We start from the raw sequence: 17,485 nt of genomic DNA on the forward strand, positions 1-17,485 counted from the left end.
CTTCGGTGCAGGTCGGGGAACTGCTCGGGACTGTTGGGTCAAGAGCAGTGGTGAAGGGGAGGAATCGACAGGTGGCGGACATCGAGCGCACGGCGATGGTGACGGCATACGCGGTGGCGCAGCCGTCGATGATCGGCGTGCTGAACGGGCGGTTGCGCGGCGCGACAGCGCAGATGCTGCGCAGCGCCTATGCGCTGCCGCGCCGGGTCACGGACGCGGTGATCGCCTCCGGTGACCGCGAGTTGCTGCTCGCGCTGGCGAGCAACGAGTCGCGTACGCCGGCGATCCGGGCGGCGCAGCTGCGGCTCGCCCGGCTGGGCGGCTCCGAGCTGGGCGGCTCCGGGCTGGGCGGCCCCGAGCTGGGGCGCGCGCTGTACAAGGCGGAGCGGTCCGAGGACAGCCTGTCCACGATCCGGGCCGCCGTGCTGGCGGGCGCGGATCCGACCGATCCGGCCTGGCGCGTGCCGGGCGGGCTGGTCGCCGAGCTGCTCGGCGCGTCCGGCGGCGAGGTACTGCTGCCGGCCCTGCGAGCGCCGTTCCCCGAGCTGGTCACCCACGCGCTGGGGACGCTCGGCGCCACGCTGACGCTGCCGCTGGTGCTTCTCTCCTGCCGGGTGGTGCTGGCCCACGGTGGCCGGGATTCGCTCTGTGCGCTTGCCGAACTCATCGAGAGAGAAGAGGAGTTGGGGCACCCGGGGCTTGCCACGCTGCTGCGCCGGGCGCTGGCCGACCCCGATCCGGCGGCTGTGCTGGCCGCCGATCCGTCAAGCACCGACCGGGTGGTGCACCTGGTGCGCAGGTACCCCGCCCGGCTCCCGGCGGTCGGCGGCGCCGCGATGGACTGGGCGCGGGTCTGCGCCGAGCACCGCCGGCTGCCGCTGTCCGCCGAGGCGATCATGACGCTCAACCGGCTGCCCGGTTGTCCGCAGGAGCTGGCGGTGCAGGGCTTCCGCGCCGATCCGGTCGCCACCATGGCCGACGGCAAGGGGCCGCTGCCACCGTCGGTGCTGAGTGGTCCTGACCTCGACCTTGACCTTGACCTCGGCCAGGACCTCGATGTCGACGTCGTTCTCGGCCTCGTTCACGCGCTGCCTGAGCGCCGGCTGGCCCAGGCGCTCGAAGGCGGCCTGGCGGCAGGCTGGTTGCCCGTCGAGTGGATGCTCGACCGGGTGCGCCCGGCCGCCGTCACGCTGGGCTGCCTGCCGGCGGCGGTGGACGCCGGCGAAGGCGTGCGTACGGCGGTGCGGGAGCTGATCGCGCCGCTGGGCGCCGATCCGGCGGCGTGGCTCTCGCTCTACCGCCTGGTCAACCGGTTCACGGAGCCGGCCACCGCGCTGGTGGCTGCCGCGACTGTGGCAGCCACAGCGGCCGGGAACAGCAAGGCCGGGAGGCGCAACGCTGCTCGCTGGCCCCGACCGCTCGGTGCCGCGTTCCCGGCCCGGGAGCCGGAGGATGCTCGCCGGATCTTCCAACTACTGTTCGAGTACGCCGAGTTGGAGGTCCAGGAGGCATTGGTGCCGTACCTGGATGCCCGGGCGGTCCAGCACCTGCTGGTCTACGGGCACCCCGCGCAGCGGATCCGCGACCTGATCGCGACCGTGCACGGCCCGTCCGCGCAGCTCGGGCGCGCCGCCCACCGCAGGCTGCCGGTCGAGGTGGTCGAGGAGTTGCTGGACCTTGACGACCCGGAGGTCAACGCCAAGCTCTACCTCTACAGCCCGATCGCCGAGGAGGAGCGCGGGCGGATCCTCGCCGGGCGTGGGCGGCGCGGCGGCGAAGCCCCGATCCCGGTCTCCCCGGCGCTGCTCGACGCGCTGGCGAAGGTCAAAACGCCCCGCCGCCGGGGCTGGCTGACGGCCGGTCACCTCTCGGGGGACCTCCAGGTGCTGCGGGCGACGCTCGGCAGCTGCCGGCTGAACACCGACATCGGCCGGCTGCGGGTGCTGATCCGCCTGTGGGAACGCCAGGGGCCGCAGGCGGTCGAGGCCTTGCTGGACGAGCAGGAGTTCCCCGGCCGCAGCACCCGGCACCCGCTGCCCGCGCGGACGCACCGCACCGTACGGCAGGCGCTGGGGGCGCCGGACGGGCTCGCCGTCCTCCGCGCGCGGCTGGCCGCCGAAGAGGATCCGGAGCGGCTGGCGGCCCTGCTGCTGCGCAAGGTGGGCGACCGGACGACCGACGACCGGGTGCGCCACTTGGCGGCGGAGGGCGCCGCGCTGCCCTGGCCGCAGCTGATCCGCGCGCACCGGAGCGAACCGCTGTCGGAGAGTCTGCTGACCGCCCTGGCCGCGGTGCCGGACTGCCCGCGCGAACTGCTGCTGGAGGCGCTGCGCGCGCAGCCCCTGCCACCCCGCGCCCAGGGCGCGGAGTGGCTGCCGCGCGCGCTGAACGGCGGCCGACTGACCACCGCGGACGTCCTGCGGCATGCCCACCCGGCCCCCGCCGTGCTGGCCTTCCTCACCGCGACGGACTTCAACCGCCTGCCGGCCGTGCCCCGTTGGCGAGCACCCCGGCGCGAGGCGGCGGAGCTGGTGCGGGATTGGCTGGGCACCGACCCGGAGGCCTGGGCGACCGCCCTGCAGCTGCTCCCGGACTTCACCGGATCGCTGCCCGAACTGCTCACCACCACGGCAGCCGTGCTCGGCTGAGTCCGAAGCCCAGCGCTGGAAGCCGCCGCCGCCGGAACCGGGAGCACGCCTTACGCCGCGTACCAAACACAGACGCGGGTCACTGTCACACGAGCAGCGCCTCGAGCTCCGGAAGTCGGCCGAACAGGTCGGGGAGGCCGCGCACGCCGTTGCGCACGGACTCGTGTGACAGCGCGAGGTCAGGGCCGGTGCTCGCCTCGACACCGGCGAGGCACCGGAGGATGTTCCACCTCGTGTGCCCCAGCCAGCCGCCGATCATGAACACGAACCAGCTTGGACCTGACGGCGGCAGTGCTCCGCCCCCCGCGACATAGCCGTCGAGGACCGAGCGGAAGATGGCGGGCTTGATGCCGTCGAAGCCCGGTCCCTTCGCGAGGCTCAGCGCGGTCGAGCCGAGCTCACCGGACAGGTCGAGCATCCCCGAGAGCTCCCAGTCGAGCACCACCGGCCGACCCTCTCGAGCGAGCAGGTTCCACGGTTGGATGTCCCGATGGGTCAGCACGACGGGGCCTGGCCGTTCGCAGGTGTCGACGAAGTGGGCGATCGCGAGGAACGTCTCGACGTGAGAGGCGAGTTCGCCGGCCCACGGCTGTCCGGTTGCCGCCGCCCGCGCGGCGAGCTCGGGCCAGTCCCGTGACGTCGGTTCCTCGATCGGCACATGGGTCCACGCGACGTCGAGCGCGTGGATGCGCGCGAGGATCTCACCGATCTCAAACGCGTACGCCGCCGACACCGGTGCTTCTGGCACCTTTTCTCCCTCGATCCATCGATGAACGAGCGTGTGGTCGCCGGCCGAGATCGGCTCCGGCATCGGGATGCCGGCGGCGAAGGCCGCCCGCTCAAACCTGAACACGTCCTCGACACGATAGGTCCAGCGGCGGTCGACGAGGTTCAACTCCTTCACCGCGAACGACCCTTGGTCGGTGTCGAGCCGGTACATCCGGTTGGCGAACCCGCCGTGGACGCGAATCATCGGCCCGATCGGCGCGCCGAGATGGGAAAGGTTCACCTGCGCATGCTAGGGGCTGGCAGTTCATCGACGCACCGGACTTTCCCGCGATGCATGCAGCCAGTGGTCGTAGTCGGTCAAACTGGGGTTGCTGACTGCTGGTCATGGAGTGTGCATAAGTGGGCTTGAGTGTGCGGGAGTTCTCTCCGGGGACGTTTCTCGGACGTCCAATTCAATGATATTTGACATGGTTTGACGATTTGTCGGTGGTTGTGCCTATGCTCGGTCTGCCGGGTGGACGAGGGAGGTGATCGGGCGTGACGGAGAAGAGGAAGCCGCGTCCGGTCGGCTCGCCGTTCGTGGTGGTCGGCCCGAGCGGGGTGACGGTACGTGATCGCCTCAAGGGACTGACGGCGGAGGACGAGAGGGTCCTGCGGCTGGTCGGCGAGCATCTCGGTTCGCTGGCCTCCCGCGATCTGGCCGCCCGGTGCGCGCAGGGCCTGGGGCACTGCGCCGACACCTGGGCGGCCCGCAAGCGGGGCCTGACCCCGCAGTCGTCGTCCCGGTGGGCCGGGTCGATCACGAAGGCGACCCATGACCAGTGGGCGCTGTCCCGGCGCGGGCAGGCCGCGCACCTGGAGGGCCTGGACGCCGGGATCCGCACGCTGCGCCATCGCCTGGCGCTGCCGATCGGGGAGAAGGGCGCCAAGCGTGCCCCGGGCGGCTACCGCTCCAAGCGCGAGTGGTTCGTCAAGTCCCGCCGCCTGCACGCCCTGCAGGAGCGCCGCGCCGTGGTCAGTGGGGACCGGGAGGCGGGGCGGGTGCGGGTGGTGCGCGGGGGCCGCAAGCTACTGAACACCCGGCACCACCTGGCCGCCGCGAATCTCACCGAGCCGCAGTGGCGGGAGCGCTGGCAGGTGGCGCGCTGGTTCCTGTCCGCCGACGGCGAGTCGGGCAAGCGATTGGGCAACGAGACGATCCGCGTCGCCCCCGACGGCGGGATCAGCCTCAAGCTGCCCGCCCCCCTGGCCCGTCTGGCCAATGCCCCCGGCGGCCGGTACGTCCCGGCGGCGACGGTGCGGTTCGCGCACCGGGGCGCCGAGTGGGCCGACCGCATCGCGGGTGATCGGGCGGTGGCGTACCGGATCCACTACGACGTGGCACGCGGGCGCTGGTATCTCGACGCCTCCTGGACCCGGCCGGCCGTCCGCACCCTCCCGTTGGAGAGGGCCCGCGCCAACGGCATGGTCGGCGTCGACACGAACGCCGACCACTTCGCCGCCTGGCGCCTCGACCCGCACGGCAACCCGGTCGGTGAGCCCCACCGCTTCCCCTACGACCTGACCGGGTCGGCCGGGCACCGCGACGCGCAGATCAGGCACGCCATCACCCGCCTGCTGCACTGGGCCAAGCACTGCGGCGTCACCGCCATCGGCATCGAGGACCTCGACTTCGCCGCCGAGAAGACCCGCGAGAAGCACGGCCGCAACAAGCGCTTCCGCCGGCTCATCTCCGGCATCCCCACCGGCAGGCTCAAGGCACGCCTGGTGTCGATGGCCGCCGAGATGGACCTGGCCATCGTTGCCGTGGACCCGGCCCACACCAGCGTGTGGGGTGCGCAGCACTGGCAGAGGCCGATGGCCGCCCCGCACCGCAGGACCACCCGACACGATGCCGCGAGCATCGCGATCGGCAGGCGCGCCCTCGGACACCCCATTCGGCGACGGACGCAACCGCCCCGGCAGCACCAGAGCGATGGTGCCGGGCATCGGAGCGTCCAGGCCGAACCGGGCATCCGGGGGCGTGAGGAAACCCGCCACCCCGCCACGGACCGTGCACACGATGCACGCCCCCGAGCAGGGACCCAGAGAACGCGGGCGACCAGTCGGGCATCCACCACCGTTCGGGATGCACGCAGTGACCAGCACTGGGTCCAAGACTCACTCCTGCTCGCTTAATTGGAACGGTGAGCTGCTCGAAGACTGCCGAGAGCAGGACAGCGGGGGAGGGGACGACGGGTCGATGGTGCTGCTGCGGCTGGATTCGATGGCCTTGTCCCGGTCTCGCTTCGCGCTGTCGCCGCTCGCGGAGACGCTGGGCTCGATGATCGTCCTCAGCCGGCCCTGTACGGCTCCGTGGCTGGCGGCCTGGCACGGTCGCCACCAGGCCGCGTTCCGGGCCAGGTTGGACGCGGACCCCTTCGCCAAGGGGCTGGTGATGCTCAGCGGCTCGACGAAGTACCTGCCCGACCACGTCACGCTGCCGCCGACGGGTGGCATGGGCACCACGCTCGACTCCGAACTCGCCGAGGTCGTGGGGGTGTCGGACGAGGTGGTGCGGGAGGGCTTGGAGCAGGCGGTGGCCCACAGTTGGGAGGACCACAACCTGCGCTGGCTCTCCGGGCGCGACTGGTCCGCTCGGACGGCCGAGCTGTTCAGCGACTTCTGGCGCGTCCACCTCGCCGCCGACTGGCCGCGGCGCCGGGCGCTGCTCGAACGCGACGTCACCTACCGCGCCGGCCTGCTCGCCGCCTACGGTTGGCCGCGGGCGCTGGAGCAGATGGGCCGTCGCAGCGCCTGGGTCGGCACGGACGCGATCCGCTTCAGCGACAGCCCGGGCCCGGACCGTATCGTCGGCGTCGACGGCATGCTCTTCGTTCCGGTCACCAAGCAGCGCGGCAGCTGGCTGTGCGAGTGGCCGTCGAACCCGTACGCGCTCGTCTATCCGGCGCGCGGCACCGGTGCGACCGCCGACCCGGCCCGACCCGTCCACGCGCTCGCCCGCCTGCTCGGCCCGGGCCGCGCCACGATCCTGCGCGAACTCGAACGCCCGGCGACCAGCAGTGAACTCGCCGCCCAGCTGGGCCAGTCGCTCGGGACGATCGGCGGCCATCTGGCCGTGCTGCGGGAGGCCGGTCTGGTGACGGGCACCCGGGTCGGCCGCCGCGTGGTCTACCGCCGCACCGAGCTCGGCGAGCAGTTGGCCGCAGCAGGGAGTGCCGGGGCAGCCGATCGCCTCTCCGGAACAGCCCCTGGACGCAGGCGGGTTCGTGCGTCCCCGTGATCGTAGGGGCGCCGGTTTCCGATGTGCTGCCTGCGCTCTGGCGCAGCGACAACGGCGCGTACACGTTGTGGCTGTACAAGCGGGACAAGCAGTCGTGGGCGTCGGCCGATTACGTGCGAAACCGCACGGAGTACGAGGCGCTCGTCGGTTTACCCACCCCGTCAGGCGCGGGGCTTGGTGCGGACGTGCATGCGTTCTCCCTGCCGGCCGAAGAGGCTGAGGATCTCGACGGGTCGCCCGTCCGCACTGCTGAACCAGTGCGGCAGCCGGGTGTCGAACTCGGCGACCTCGCCGGGGCCGAGGACCAGGTCGTGCTCGGCGAGGACGAGCCGCAGGCGGCCGTCCAGGACGTACAGCCACTCGTAGCCCTCGTGGGTACGGAGCTCCGGCTCGGTACCCCGGTCGGGGATGATCATCTTGTACGCCTGGAGCGGGCCGGGACTGGGGCTCCGGGACAGGGGGACGACCGTGCCGCCGCTCGGCAGGGTGCGCGGCGTCAGCCGTACCCGGGGATCTCCCACCTCGGGCGCGCCGACCAGGTCGTCCAGGGGCACGTGGTAGGCGCCGGCCAGCGGCAGCAGCAGTTCCAGGCTGGGGCGGCGCTGGCCGGACTCCAGCCTGGACAGGGTGCTCTTGGAGATGCCGGTTGCTTCGGAGAGTGCGGCCAAGGTCAGGCCGCGCTTGGCGCGCAGCCGTCGGAGTCGGGGGCCGACCTCGTCGAGGACCGTTTGGTAGGGCGGTGGGGGACTGTCCATGAGGCCATTCCACTCCGCTGTCCCGGAAACAGCAACAAGGTTTGCCAGTGCCATCTCGGCAGGGGCACGCTCTCGGCATGAGCGCACACAACGACTCCGGACATGGCCACGGACATCGCACCGAGCACGGCAACGGCCACGGCAAAGGCAACGGCCATGGGCACAGCCACGGCAGTACCGACATCGACTGGGGAGCCATGGCCGCCCGCCTGGAGACCAGCGGCGAACTGCAGCTCCCGTCCCTGCGCCGGATTGCGGCCCACCTGCGGGGGCTGCTCGACCCGGCGACGAAGGTCCGGCGGGTCCTCGACATCGGCAGCGGGCCGGGCGTGATGACCTGCGTGTTCGCCGAGGCGTTCGAGGACGCCCAAGCGGTCGCCGTGGACGGCACGCCTGAGCTGCTGGACCACACCCTGGCCCGCGCCAAGCGGCTCGGCCTCGGCGGCAGGGTGGCCGTCCGGCACGCGGAGCTGCCCGCGGGCCTGGCCGGCGGGGAAGAGGGGGAGGACGGCCTCGGCAGGGCGGACCTGGTCTGGAGCAGCAAGGCCGTGCACCACCTCGGCGACCAGCAGGGCGCACTCAACGCACTCGCCGCCGTACTGAGGCCCGGCGGGGTGCTCGCCGTAGCGGAGGGCGGACTGCCGATGCGCTTCCTCCCGCGCGACATCGGCATCGGCAGGCCAGGCCTCCAGGCCCGGCTCGACGCCGCGCAGGAGTCCTGGTTCGAGCTCATGCGGGCGGAGCTGCCCGGCAGTACCGCCATCGTTGAGGACTGGCCCGCCATGCTCAGCCGCGCCGGGCTCACCCCGGTCGGCAGCTTCACCTCGCTCCTCGACCTGCCCGCGCCGCTGGGCGAGTCGGGCCGGGCCTTCCTGCATGACCATCTGACCCGGCTGCGGGAGGTGATGGGCGAGTCCCTGGACGCGGAGGACCGCGCGACACTCGATGTGCTGATCGACCCCGTGGCACCGGAGGGCATCTTGCGCCGGCCCGACGCCTTCCTCCTCTCCGCCACCACGGTCTTCACGGGCATGCGTCCAACGCCCTGACCCTGACCCCGGCCGGTCCGGCCCGGCCCGGCCCGGGGCACCTCAACGACCGGCGGTCTCCTGCGGGAGGTCGCCGGTCGCGTGCCGCCGGTCGTGTGCTGTCGATGGTGACCGCGGCCACAGTGCCGGGCATCCACCGGCTACTCCCTGTGAGCGAAGTGGTCGTGTTCCGTGCTACCGGGCAGGGGTGGCTCGGTGAGGGTACTCACACGGCCGGGCCCACTACGACGCTGCGTAGGAGGACGACACGGCCCGCGCAGCCTGGTCGGGAAGCGGCCTCGGCGCGCAGTCCGGCCAGCCAGCTACGACGGTGCGTCGTAGCAAGGGGGTCTTGGCGAGGGGCGCACAGCGCGTTAACACTTGCCGAGTCGTTAGCCGCACCCGGTCTGTCCGCCGGGCGCAGCTTATTGCCGCGTCCCGCCAGTGACCCTGCGGGCCCTGTCCGGCCCATGGTCGAAGGCGGGCGGGACGCGGCCCAACCCGATTGAGGTCGTAGCTCTTCATGCCCAATTTCAAGCTTCGCATGCGCACTTCTGCTGCCGTTCTCGCCGGCGCCGCCGCCCTGACCGCGATGGGAGCGGGCCTGATGCCCGCCACCGCGTCCGCCGCGACCCCGTCGCCGGAGGCCATCGCCGCCCAGATCGTGCCCGCTTCGCAGCTCGCCTCGTTCAGCGAGATCATCTCGCACGAGTCCAGCTGGAACGTCCAGGCGACCAACGCCTCCTCCGGCGCCTACGGCCTGGGCCAGGCCCTGCCGGGCTCCAAGATGGCCTCCGCCGGCTCCGACTGGCAGACCAACCCCACCACCCAGATCAAGTGGGCGCTGGGCTACATGGACTCCCGCTACGGCAGCCCGGACGCCGCGTGGACCTTCTGGCAGAACCACCACTGGTACTAGGAATCCCGCGCGGAGACGCGCCGGTTCGCCCCTGGTAGCAGGAAGCAGCACTGACCAGCAGTGCGCAGTAGGACATGGCAGGGCAGGTACAGGTCCTGGCGACCGCGGAGCGGAGACGCTCCGCGCGATCAGCCAGGAGACCGGTGCCTGCCCTGCCGTCGTCACCGGCAACCGGATGGCCCGGCCCACCGCCCTGTCCAGCCCCATGCCCACCGCCCATGCCGACCGCCCTGTCCACCACTCGCCGTTGTGGCGTCGCCGTTGTCAGTGGCTCCGAGTACGGTGGCCGTGATCACAGGAGGTGGTGGTGTGGCGATCCATGTACTCGTGCCGGGTGCCGACGGCCGAGCCTCGTACTGGTACCGCGTTGTTCCCGAACTCCGGGCGCGGGGGCACGAGGTGGTCACGATGGACCTGCCCTCGGACGACGCAGCCGATCTGGACGACTTCGCGGCCGCGATCATCGCTGCGGTAGGCGCATCGGTCAATGCATCGGTCGGCGATCGCGCCGCGGGGGAGCGGCTGGTGCTGGTGGCACAGTCGCTCGCCGGCTTCTCGGCGCCGCTGGTCTGCGGGCGGCTGCCCGTCGACGAGTTGGTGCTGGTGAACGCCATGGTCCCACTGCCCGGTGAGACCGCCGGGCAGTGGTGGGAGGACACCGGTCAGCCACAGGCCAAGGTCGCGCATGCGGCGGCTCTGGGGCTGGATTCGGGCGGGGAGTTCGACCTGCTGGCCGACTTCTTCCACGACGTGCCGGCCGAGGTGACCGAGCAGGCCATGGCGCAGGGTGCTTCGGCTCCGCCGTCCGCCCTGTTCGCCCAGCCCTGGCCGTTGTCGAAGTGGCCCGAGGTGCCGACCCGCTTCCTGCAGGGTCGGGACGACCGCTTCCTCCCGCTGGAGTTCCAGCGGCGCGTGGTGCGCGAGCGCCTCGGCCTGGCCGTGGAGGAGATCCCCGGGGGACACCTGGCTGCGCTCAGCCGGCCGCGCGAACTCGTGGATCACCTGCTGCGATCCGGCTGAACTCTCCTTTCGGTACGGCTGGTCAGCGTCCGTGCTCGCGCTGCCCGCGCTGCTGGCCTTGCTGGCCCTGCTCGTGCTGCTCGCCGCACGCGAGCAGCGCGAGCCATAGCTGGACGCGGTCCTGCATCGATCCCAGCGAGCGCCCGGTGAGCCGTTCGATCTGGTCCAGGCGGTAGCGGACGGTGTTGCGGTGCACGCACAGCTGGTCGGCGACCGCCTGGACCGAGCAGTCCGCGGTCAGGTAGCCGTGCAGGGTGGCGACCAGCTCGCCGCGGTGTGCGGCGTCGAACTCGGTGAGCGGGCGCAGCACTTCGGCGCCCAGTTGCCGTAGTGGCAGGTCGGGATTGGAGAGCAGCAGCCGGGGCAGGTTGAGCGGATCGCCCTGGTGGACGCCCGGGCCCCGGCCGAGCGCGGCCTGCGCCTCCAGGTAGCTCCAGCGCAGGCCGTCCACGCCGCGGTAGCTGCCACCGATCCCGACCGCGGCCCGGCGGTCCACCGCTGACAGCAAGCCCGCCAGCTGCGGTGCCACCTCCTGGGCCGGTTTGGCCTGCGGCAGCACGGCGACGAGGTAGCGGCCGACCACCGCGGTGAGCACCGGCTCCGCACCGCCGGGACGGCTGCCGGTGCTCCACGGGAGCCGCGCCAGCCGCTGATCGTCCTGCTGGCCGTCCATCTTTCCGCCCGGTGCTCCGCCCAGTCCTCCGTCCTGCGCTCCGGCGTCGGGGGGCCGTCCCGCGTCCCCCGGTGCCAGGCAGCCGAGGATGACGCGATGGGCGCGCTTGGGGTCGAGCCCGAAGGCCTCCAGTCGGCGTTCGGCGGTCGCCGGTTCGATCACGTCCCGGACGATGTCCTGGAGCACCTGGCCGACCAGCTCCCGCCGCCCGGCCAGCAGGGACTGACGGCGCGCCAGCTCCAGGCCGACCAGGCGCACCGCGAAGGGCAGCACGTCGGCCGCGTCACCGATCGAGCGCAGGCAGAGGTGTGCCACGACGATCCCGTCGACCGGGACCGGCAAGCAGATCGGGCTGTCCCGATCGACGAGCCCGATGGCGGCGCTGTCGGGGGCCGCCAACCCAGACCCTGCCAACCCAGGCGCTGCCAACCCGGAGGCTGCCAACCCAGGCGCTGCCAACCCGGAGGCTGCCAACCCAGGGCCCGCCGCCCCGCCAGCACCCGCCCCGCCAGCACCCGCCCAGCCAGCACCGGCCCCGCCGGCACCCGCGCCGCCAGCACCGGCCCCGCCGGCACCCGCGCCGACTGCCGCCGCCAGCCTGGCGGCGCGCTGCGGCACCCCGGCCAGCAGCACACCGTGCCGGTCCACCACGGCGACCTCGCAACCCGTGGTCCGGCGCAGCGCCCGGAGCAGCCCGACCAGACCGTCGCCCGACAGCAGCGCCTCCGCGAGCAGGTCGTGCTGCTCGACCAACCGCCGTTGACGGCTGTGGTCCTCGGCCGAGACCCGCTCGACGACCAGCTGGTTGATCGCGATGAACGGTGTCTCGTACGGGACTTCCAGCACCGCGACGCCCAGCCGCTCGGCCTCGACCACGGTCGCCCGGGGGACGGCGGGGTGACTGAGCCCGATGCCGAAGCCGATCCCGGACGCCCCGGCGGTGGCCATCCGCTCGACGAACGCGCTCTGCGCACCCGCGGTCCGCTGCCGCAGGCCGGTGGTGAGGACCAGTTCGCCGCCGGTCATCCACGGCGTGGGGTCGGCGAGTTCGGTCACCGCGACACAGCGGACGACACGCTCCAGTGCGCTCGCGCCGGCGCGCAACCGCAGACGGAGACTCGGGTCCAGCAGAAGATCGCGCAGTGCCACCGGCATGCGCCGGACTGTAGCGCCGCACAACGCGGTGCGAAAAGACCGTGCGGCCGTCCATGGCCGACTCGGCAGTGCCTCCCTAGAGTTCGGACCGACCGCTCGACGCGGCCCGCATCGGGCCCGTGGCCACCCCTGTGGTGCGGCGGACCTCCCGAAGGCACAACTGGAAGGCCACCCGATCTGATGAACGATCTCCCGGCGCCCGGCGCGGTCCGTCTGGTCGGCCTCGCCAAGACCTTCAACGGCGGCGTCCGAGCGGTCGACGGCGTAGATCTGACCATCGGCGAGGGCGAGTTCTTCGCGATGCTCGGGCCGTCGGGGTCGGGGAAGACGACGGTGCTGCGGATGATCGCCGGCTTCGAGCTGCCGACGGCCGGCCGGGTCCTGCTCGGTGGCGTGGACGTCACCGACCGTCCGCCGTTCGACCGGGACGTCAACACGGTCTTCCAGGACTACGCGCTCTTCCCCCATATGACGGTCGATCAGAACGTCGGCTACGGGCTGATGGTCAAGCGGGTGCCGAAGGCCGAACGGGCGGTGCGGGTGCGCGAGGCACTCGCGATGGTCCGACTCGACGGCTTCGGCCCGCGCCGGCCCGCCCAGCTCTCTGGCGGCCAGCGCCAGCGTGTCGCGCTGGCCCGGGCGTTGGTGAACCGGCCGAAGGTGCTGCTGCTCGACGAACCGCTCGGCGCGCTGGATCTCAAGCTGCGCCACGAGATGCAGGTCGAGCTGAAGCAGATCCAGCGCGAGGTGGGCATCACCTTCGTCCTGGTCACCCACGACCAGGACGAAGCCCTGACCATGAGCGATCGGGTGGCCGTGCTCAGCGGCGGCCGGATCGAGCAGGTCGGCACGCCCGCTCAGGTGTACGAGCACCCGGCGACCGCGTTCGTCGCCGGGTTCGTCGGCACCTCCAACCTGCTGGACGGCGACAGCGCGATGCAAGTGGTGGGCGAGACAGGGTTGTTCAGTGTCCGGCCAGAGAAGATCAGGATCGCGCACCCCGACGACCCGGCGGGTCCTGACGAACTGTCGGCGCCCGGACGGGTCGCCGAGGTCGTCTACGCCGGCGGCCACACCCGCTTCCTGGTGGACCTGGAGGCCGGCGGGCGGCTGACCGCCGTCCGGCAGAACCTCGACGAGGGCTCGGCCGACGTACTGCGCCACCGCGGCGCCGAAGTGGTCCTCGCCTGGCAGCGCAAGCACACCGTCCGCGTCGGCTCGTGAGAGCACAGCACCATCTACCCACCCCAGGATCGGAGTTCAAACAGATGCTCACCAGCTGGCTCGTTCGAGTGGCGGCGGCCACCGGCGCCGTCCTCCTGGCCGCCGGGTGCACCAGCACCAGCACCGGCACTGCGACCACGGCCCACGGCTTCACCCCGCCGAAGCTGGCGATGAAGCAGAGCCTGGGCCCGGGGGAGGGCACGTTGAACCTGATCGCCTGGGCCGGCTACGCCGAGGACGGCTCGGACGACAAGACCGTCGACTGGGTGCACCCGTTCGAGCAGCAGACCGGTTGCCAGGTGAACACGAAGATCGCCGGCACCTCGGACGAGATGGTCTCGCTGATGAAGACCGGTCAGTACGACGCGGTGTCCGCCTCCGGCGACGCCACGCTGCGGCTGATCGCCGGCGGCGACGCGGCCCCGGTCAACACCGGGCTGGTCCCGAACTACGCCGATATCTTCGACGGGTTGAAGAACCAGCCCTGGAACTCGGTGGGCGGCCAGATGTACGGCATCCCGCACGGCCGCGGCGCCAACCTGCTGATGTACCGCACCGACAAGGTCTCACCCGCGCCCGACTCCTGGAGCGCGGTCTTCGACGGCGCCACGGCCCACGCGGGTCACGTCACCGCCTACGACTCGCCGATCTACATCGCCGATGCGGCGCTGTACCTGATGAAGACCCAGCCCGACCTCGGCATCAAGGACCCCTACGCGCTGGACGCCAAGCAACTGCAGGCGGCCGTCGACCTGTTGAAGGTCCAGCACAAGTCGATCGGCGAGTACTGGAGCGACTACCAGAAGGCGGAGAACTCCTTCAAGACCGGCGACACCGTCGTCGGTACCACCTGGCAGGTGATCGCCAACATGGCGCAGGCCGACAAGGCGCCGGTGCAGGCGGTACTGCCCAAGGAGGGCGCGACCGGCTGGTCGGACACCTGGATGATCTCGGCACACGCGGCCCACCCCAACTGCGCGTACCAGTGGATGAACTGGATCGTCTCGCCGAAGGTGAACGCCCAGGTCGCGCAGTGGTTCGGCGAGGCGCCGGCCAATGCCAAGGCCTGTGCGCAGACCACGGACCCGAACTTCTGCGGCACCTTCCACGCCAGTGACGACGCGTACTGGAAGAACATCTACTACTGGACCACGCCGATCAAGGACTGCCTGGACGGCCGCGGGCCGATCTGCACCGACTACGCCGCCTGGACGGCCGCCTGGACCGAGATCAAGGGTTGACCGGGGTGCTGCGCCTCGACCCGTCCGACCCGCTCGACCCGCCTCAAGTCATCGCCTCCCGAGCTCAACGGCGTTACGGGTTACGGCCGCTGGCCTCGCTGCTGGACCGGCATGCCCGGCTGCGGCTGGCGCTGCTGCTGACGGCGCCGATGGCCTGGCTGGTGGTCGCCTACCTCGGATCGCTGGCCGTGCTGTTCCTCTCGGCCTTCTGGAGCGTCGACGACTTCACCTACAACATCCAACGGGTATGGAACACGGCGAACTTCGCCACCATCCTGACCACGCCGGTCTACCGGGCCGTCGCCCTCCGCACGCTGGGGATCGCGGTCGCGGTCACCGTCGTGGACGCCGTGCTCGCGTTCCCGATGGCCTTCTGCATGGCCAGGATCGCCGGACCCAGAACACGCAGACTGCTCGTGGTCGCCGTGCTGACGCCGCTCTGGGCCAGCTACCTGGTCAAGGCCTACGCCTGGCGGGTGATGTTCAGCGAGGGCGGCGTCATCGACTGGTTGGGAAGGCCGTTCGGCGTCTCCAGCCCCGGATACGGGACGCCGGCGGTCATCGTCGTGCTGGCCTACCTGTGGCTGCCGTACATGATCCTGCCCATCTACGCGGGCCTTGAGCAGCTGCCGGCCAACCTGCTGGACGCCTCCGCGGACCTCGGGGCCTCGGCGGGCCGGACGCTGCGCTCGGTCGTGCTGCCACTGGTGCTGCCGTCGGTCTTCGCCGGGTCCGTCTTCACCTTCTCGCTCAGCCTCGGTGACTACATCGCGGTGCGGATCGTCGGCGGCAAGACCCAGATGCTCGGTACGGCGATCGCCGACAACGTCACGCTCAACCTGCCGCTGGCCGCCGCGCTGTCCTGCGTGCCGGTGGCGATCATCGTGGGTTACCTGCTCGCCGTGCGCCGGACCGGCGCCCTGGACTCGCTGTAGCGGAGGCTCTGTCCCGTGGTCTTCTCCCGAGCCGCCCGGCTGGCGCTGCGCGTCGCGCTCGCCCTCGGGCTGGGCGTCATCTACCTGCCGCTGGTGCTGGTCCTGGTCAACTCGCTCAACCGGGACCGCTCGTTCGCCTGGCCGCCCACCGGCCTGACCACCGAGTGGTGGCTCCGGGCCTGGCATTCCGAGGGAGCCCGCAGCGCGCTGGCCACCTCGCTGAAGGCGGGCCTGGGAGCCACCGCGGTGGCGCTGGTGCTCGGAACGATGACCGCCTTCGCCGTCCAGCGCTACCGGTTCTTCGGCCGGCAGGCGGTCTCGTTCCTGGTGATCCTCCCGATCGCGCTGCCCGGCATCGTCACCGGTATCGCACTCAACGCGGCGTTCCGCACCCTGCTCGGCCCGGTCGGCATCGGCTTCGGCCTGCTCACCGTCGTCATCGGGCATGCCACGTTCTGCATCGTGGTGGTCTTCAACAACGTCATCGCTCGACTGCGCCGCCTGGCACCGTCGGCCGAGGAGGCGTCGGCGGACCTCGGCGCGCACACCTTCCAGACCTTCCGGTACGTCACCTTCCCGGCCGTCCGGTCGGCGCTGCTGGCCGGCGCCCTACTGGCGTTCGCCCTGTCCTTCGACGAGATCGTCGTCACGACCTTCACCGCCGGCCCCGGCGTCCAGACCCTGCCGATCTGGATCTACGCCAATCTGGCGCGCCCCAACCAGGCCCCGGTGGTCAACGTGGTCGCCGCGATGCTGGTGCTGCTCTCCGTCGTCCCCGTCTACCTGGCCCAGCGCCTCTCCAACGACACCACGGGCAGCCGCTTCTAGCTGCTGTCGTGGGGAGGGAGGAGGGAGGGGAGGCCCGGGGTGGGAGGCTCGGGCGCCGACTGCGGTGGCCATCCGCAGACACAGGTGTTCTAGGATGTCGGCCCATGACGGATACACGGGGGACAGGGCAGGCCGGGAGTGACGTGCCGCTGGTGAGCGAGGGGGTGCAGCCCGACTGGGCGGCCCTGGCGGAGCGTCACCATCAGCAGGTCCATCGACGCAGGCAGATCCGGGTGGTGGTGAGCGGCGTGGTGGCCGCTGCCGCCGTCGGCGGGATCGTCGTCACCGCAGCCCAGGTGTCCGGTGCGACGCACAAGCCCGGCCACACCAACTCGACGGCGATCACCAGCCTCGGCAGCCGTGGCGCCACCGGCGATCCGAGTACCGTCACGGTCGTGACCGGCGACGATCCCACGGCCGGTGCGTCCTCCGCCTCGGCCACCGACCCGGCGTCCAGCGCCGGCCCGAGCTCCGCTGCCACGGCCGCCACGCCCTCCGCCGGCGCGTCAGGCGCAGCGCCGGCGACGGGCGGTGGTGGCGCGGCGGCCGGTCCGGCGAATCCCGCCGCTCCGCTGCCGGGCGCACCGGCCGCACCGGGTGCGCCGGTTGCGGGCAACACCCCGGCTGCGCCGGCGGCCGTCCCGACCGCCGCTCCGCAGCCCGCCCCGACCCCGACCAAGGCCCCGCCGCCACCGGCCCCGACCGGCGTCAACCCGTACAGCGCCGGCCAGGTGTGCGGCAGCGGATACGCCGTCATCGACTCGCACAACCTCGGCGCCGCCACCATCTACCTGCTCTACAGCAACGCCACCGGGAACAACTGCGTCGTCACACTCGCGGCCCACACCGGCGGCGCGGTCGCGATGAACGCGACCCTGAGCGTCAAGGGCGGCGGCTCGTCGAGCAACCCGGGCAACTTCACGTACTACGCGGGCCCGGTCACCGAGCACGCCCCGAAGACCTGCATCGAGTTCGGCGGCTCCTACCAGGGCACCACGTGGACCAGCCCCTGGAGCCACTGCAGCTGACCCGCTCCGGCCGGCCCGT

At 71.9% G+C, this 17,485-nt stretch carries 14 protein-coding genes; 11 read left to right on the forward strand and 3 right to left on the reverse strand.

Going from position 1 to position 17,485, the window contains the following annotated elements; genetic code table 11:
* Positions 1–71 precede the first annotated feature (71 nt).
* Entirely contained in the window at positions 72–2,648 is a 2,577-nt protein-coding gene (locus P3T34_RS36525) for a hypothetical protein (RefSeq protein ID WP_280670646.1), read from the forward strand.
* An 85-nt stretch (positions 2,649–2,733) separates the two neighbouring features.
* On the opposite strand, the gene P3T34_RS36530 is transcribed toward P3T34_RS36525, so the two are convergent.
* Complete coding sequence (locus P3T34_RS36530) at positions 2,734–3,657, reverse strand: aminoglycoside phosphotransferase family protein (RefSeq protein WP_280670648.1); 924 nt, start codon at positions 3,655–3,657, stop codon at positions 2,734–2,736.
* Positions 3,658–3,914: 257 nt separating this feature from the next.
* Between P3T34_RS36530 and P3T34_RS36535 the strand changes: the two genes are divergently transcribed.
* Entirely contained in the window at positions 3,915–5,555 is a 1,641-nt protein-coding gene (locus P3T34_RS36535) for a transposase (protein ID WP_280670650.1), read from the forward strand.
* Positions 5,556–5,643: 88 nt separating this feature from the next.
* Positions 5,644–6,660 (forward strand): transcriptional regulator, encoded by a 1,017-nt coding sequence (locus tag P3T34_RS36540; RefSeq protein WP_280672621.1) that lies wholly within the window; start codon positions 5,644–5,646, stop codon positions 6,658–6,660.
* Positions 6,661–6,821: 161 nt separating this feature from the next.
* Here P3T34_RS36540 and P3T34_RS36545 read toward each other — a convergent pair whose 3' ends face one another.
* A complete protein-coding gene (locus P3T34_RS36545; protein ID WP_280670652.1) occupies positions 6,822–7,415 on the reverse strand; it encodes an XRE family transcriptional regulator in 594 nt (197 codons plus the stop codon).
* Positions 7,416–7,492: 77 nt separating this feature from the next.
* Between P3T34_RS36545 and P3T34_RS36550 the strand changes: the two genes are divergently transcribed.
* The 3 genes from P3T34_RS36550 to P3T34_RS36560 all read left to right on the forward strand — a co-directional run bounded on the left by P3T34_RS36550 (position 7,493) and on the right by P3T34_RS36560 (position 10,382).
* The gene (locus tag P3T34_RS36550; RefSeq protein ID WP_280670654.1) at positions 7,493–8,464 is read left to right on the forward strand and encodes a class I SAM-dependent methyltransferase; all 972 of its coding nucleotides are present in this window, start codon (positions 7,493–7,495) and stop codon (positions 8,462–8,464) included.
* 523 nt (positions 8,465–8,987) lie between these two features.
* Positions 8,988–9,362, forward strand: a complete 375-nt coding sequence (locus P3T34_RS36555; protein WP_280670656.1) for a transglycosylase SLT domain-containing protein — start codon at positions 8,988–8,990, stop codon at positions 9,360–9,362.
* A 309-nt stretch (positions 9,363–9,671) separates the two neighbouring features.
* Positions 9,672–10,382, forward strand: coding sequence for an alpha/beta hydrolase (locus tag P3T34_RS36560; RefSeq protein WP_280670658.1), 711 nt, complete (start codon positions 9,672–9,674; stop codon positions 10,380–10,382).
* A gap of 22 nt (positions 10,383–10,404) precedes the next feature.
* On the opposite strand, the gene P3T34_RS36565 is transcribed toward P3T34_RS36560, so the two are convergent.
* Positions 10,405–12,210, reverse strand: a complete 1,806-nt coding sequence (locus tag P3T34_RS36565) for a PucR family transcriptional regulator (protein ID WP_280670660.1) — start codon at positions 12,208–12,210, stop codon at positions 10,405–10,407.
* A gap of 180 nt (positions 12,211–12,390) precedes the next feature.
* Between P3T34_RS36565 and P3T34_RS36570 the strand changes: the two genes are divergently transcribed.
* The 5 genes from P3T34_RS36570 (at position 12,391) to P3T34_RS36590 (ending at position 17,466) form a co-directional block, all read left to right on the forward strand.
* Complete coding sequence (locus P3T34_RS36570; protein ID WP_280670662.1) at positions 12,391–13,434, forward strand: ABC transporter ATP-binding protein; 1,044 nt, start codon at positions 12,391–12,393, stop codon at positions 13,432–13,434.
* 44 nt (positions 13,435–13,478) lie between these two features.
* Positions 13,479–14,675: an ABC transporter substrate-binding protein gene (locus P3T34_RS36575; RefSeq protein WP_280670663.1), complete on the forward strand. Its 1,197-nt coding sequence runs from the start codon at positions 13,479–13,481 to the stop codon at positions 14,673–14,675.
* Positions 14,676–14,764: 89 nt separating this feature from the next.
* A complete protein-coding gene (locus tag P3T34_RS36580) occupies positions 14,765–15,610 on the forward strand; it encodes an ABC transporter permease (RefSeq protein ID WP_280672623.1) in 846 nt (281 codons plus the stop codon).
* Between the two features lie 15 nt (positions 15,611–15,625).
* Entirely contained in the window at positions 15,626–16,438 is an 813-nt protein-coding gene (locus tag P3T34_RS36585) for an ABC transporter permease (protein ID WP_280670665.1), read from the forward strand.
* Positions 16,439–16,542: 104 nt separating this feature from the next.
* Positions 16,543–17,466, forward strand: coding sequence for a hypothetical protein (locus tag P3T34_RS36590; protein WP_280670667.1), 924 nt, complete (start codon positions 16,543–16,545; stop codon positions 17,464–17,466).
* The last annotated feature ends 19 nt before the right edge of the window (positions 17,467–17,485 follow it).

Source organism: Kitasatospora sp. MAP12-44, assembly GCF_029892095.1.
In the GTDB taxonomy this organism is placed as follows: domain Bacteria; phylum Actinomycetota; class Actinomycetes; order Streptomycetales; family Streptomycetaceae; genus Kitasatospora.

Coding starts and splice junctions, on each gene's coding strand:
- P3T34_RS36565 (WP_280670660.1), bottom strand. CDS start 12,210: ATGCCGGTGGCACTGCGCGATCTTCTGCTGGACCCGAGTCTCCGTCTG.
- P3T34_RS36590 (WP_280670667.1), top strand. CDS start 16,543: ATGACGGATACACGGGGGACAGGGCAGGCCGGGAGTGACGTGCCGCTG.
- P3T34_RS36540 (WP_280672621.1), top strand. CDS start 5,644: ATGGCCTTGTCCCGGTCTCGCTTCGCGCTGTCGCCGCTCGCGGAGACG.
- P3T34_RS36550 (WP_280670654.1), top strand. CDS start 7,493: ATGAGCGCACACAACGACTCCGGACATGGCCACGGACATCGCACCGAG.
- P3T34_RS36570 (WP_280670662.1), top strand. CDS start 12,391: ATGAACGATCTCCCGGCGCCCGGCGCGGTCCGTCTGGTCGGCCTCGCC.
- P3T34_RS36555 (WP_280670656.1), top strand. CDS start 8,988: ATGCGCACTTCTGCTGCCGTTCTCGCCGGCGCCGCCGCCCTGACCGCG.
- P3T34_RS36545 (WP_280670652.1), bottom strand. CDS start 7,415: ATGGACAGTCCCCCACCGCCCTACCAAACGGTCCTCGACGAGGTCGGC.
- P3T34_RS36575 (WP_280670663.1), top strand. CDS start 13,479: ATGCTCACCAGCTGGCTCGTTCGAGTGGCGGCGGCCACCGGCGCCGTC.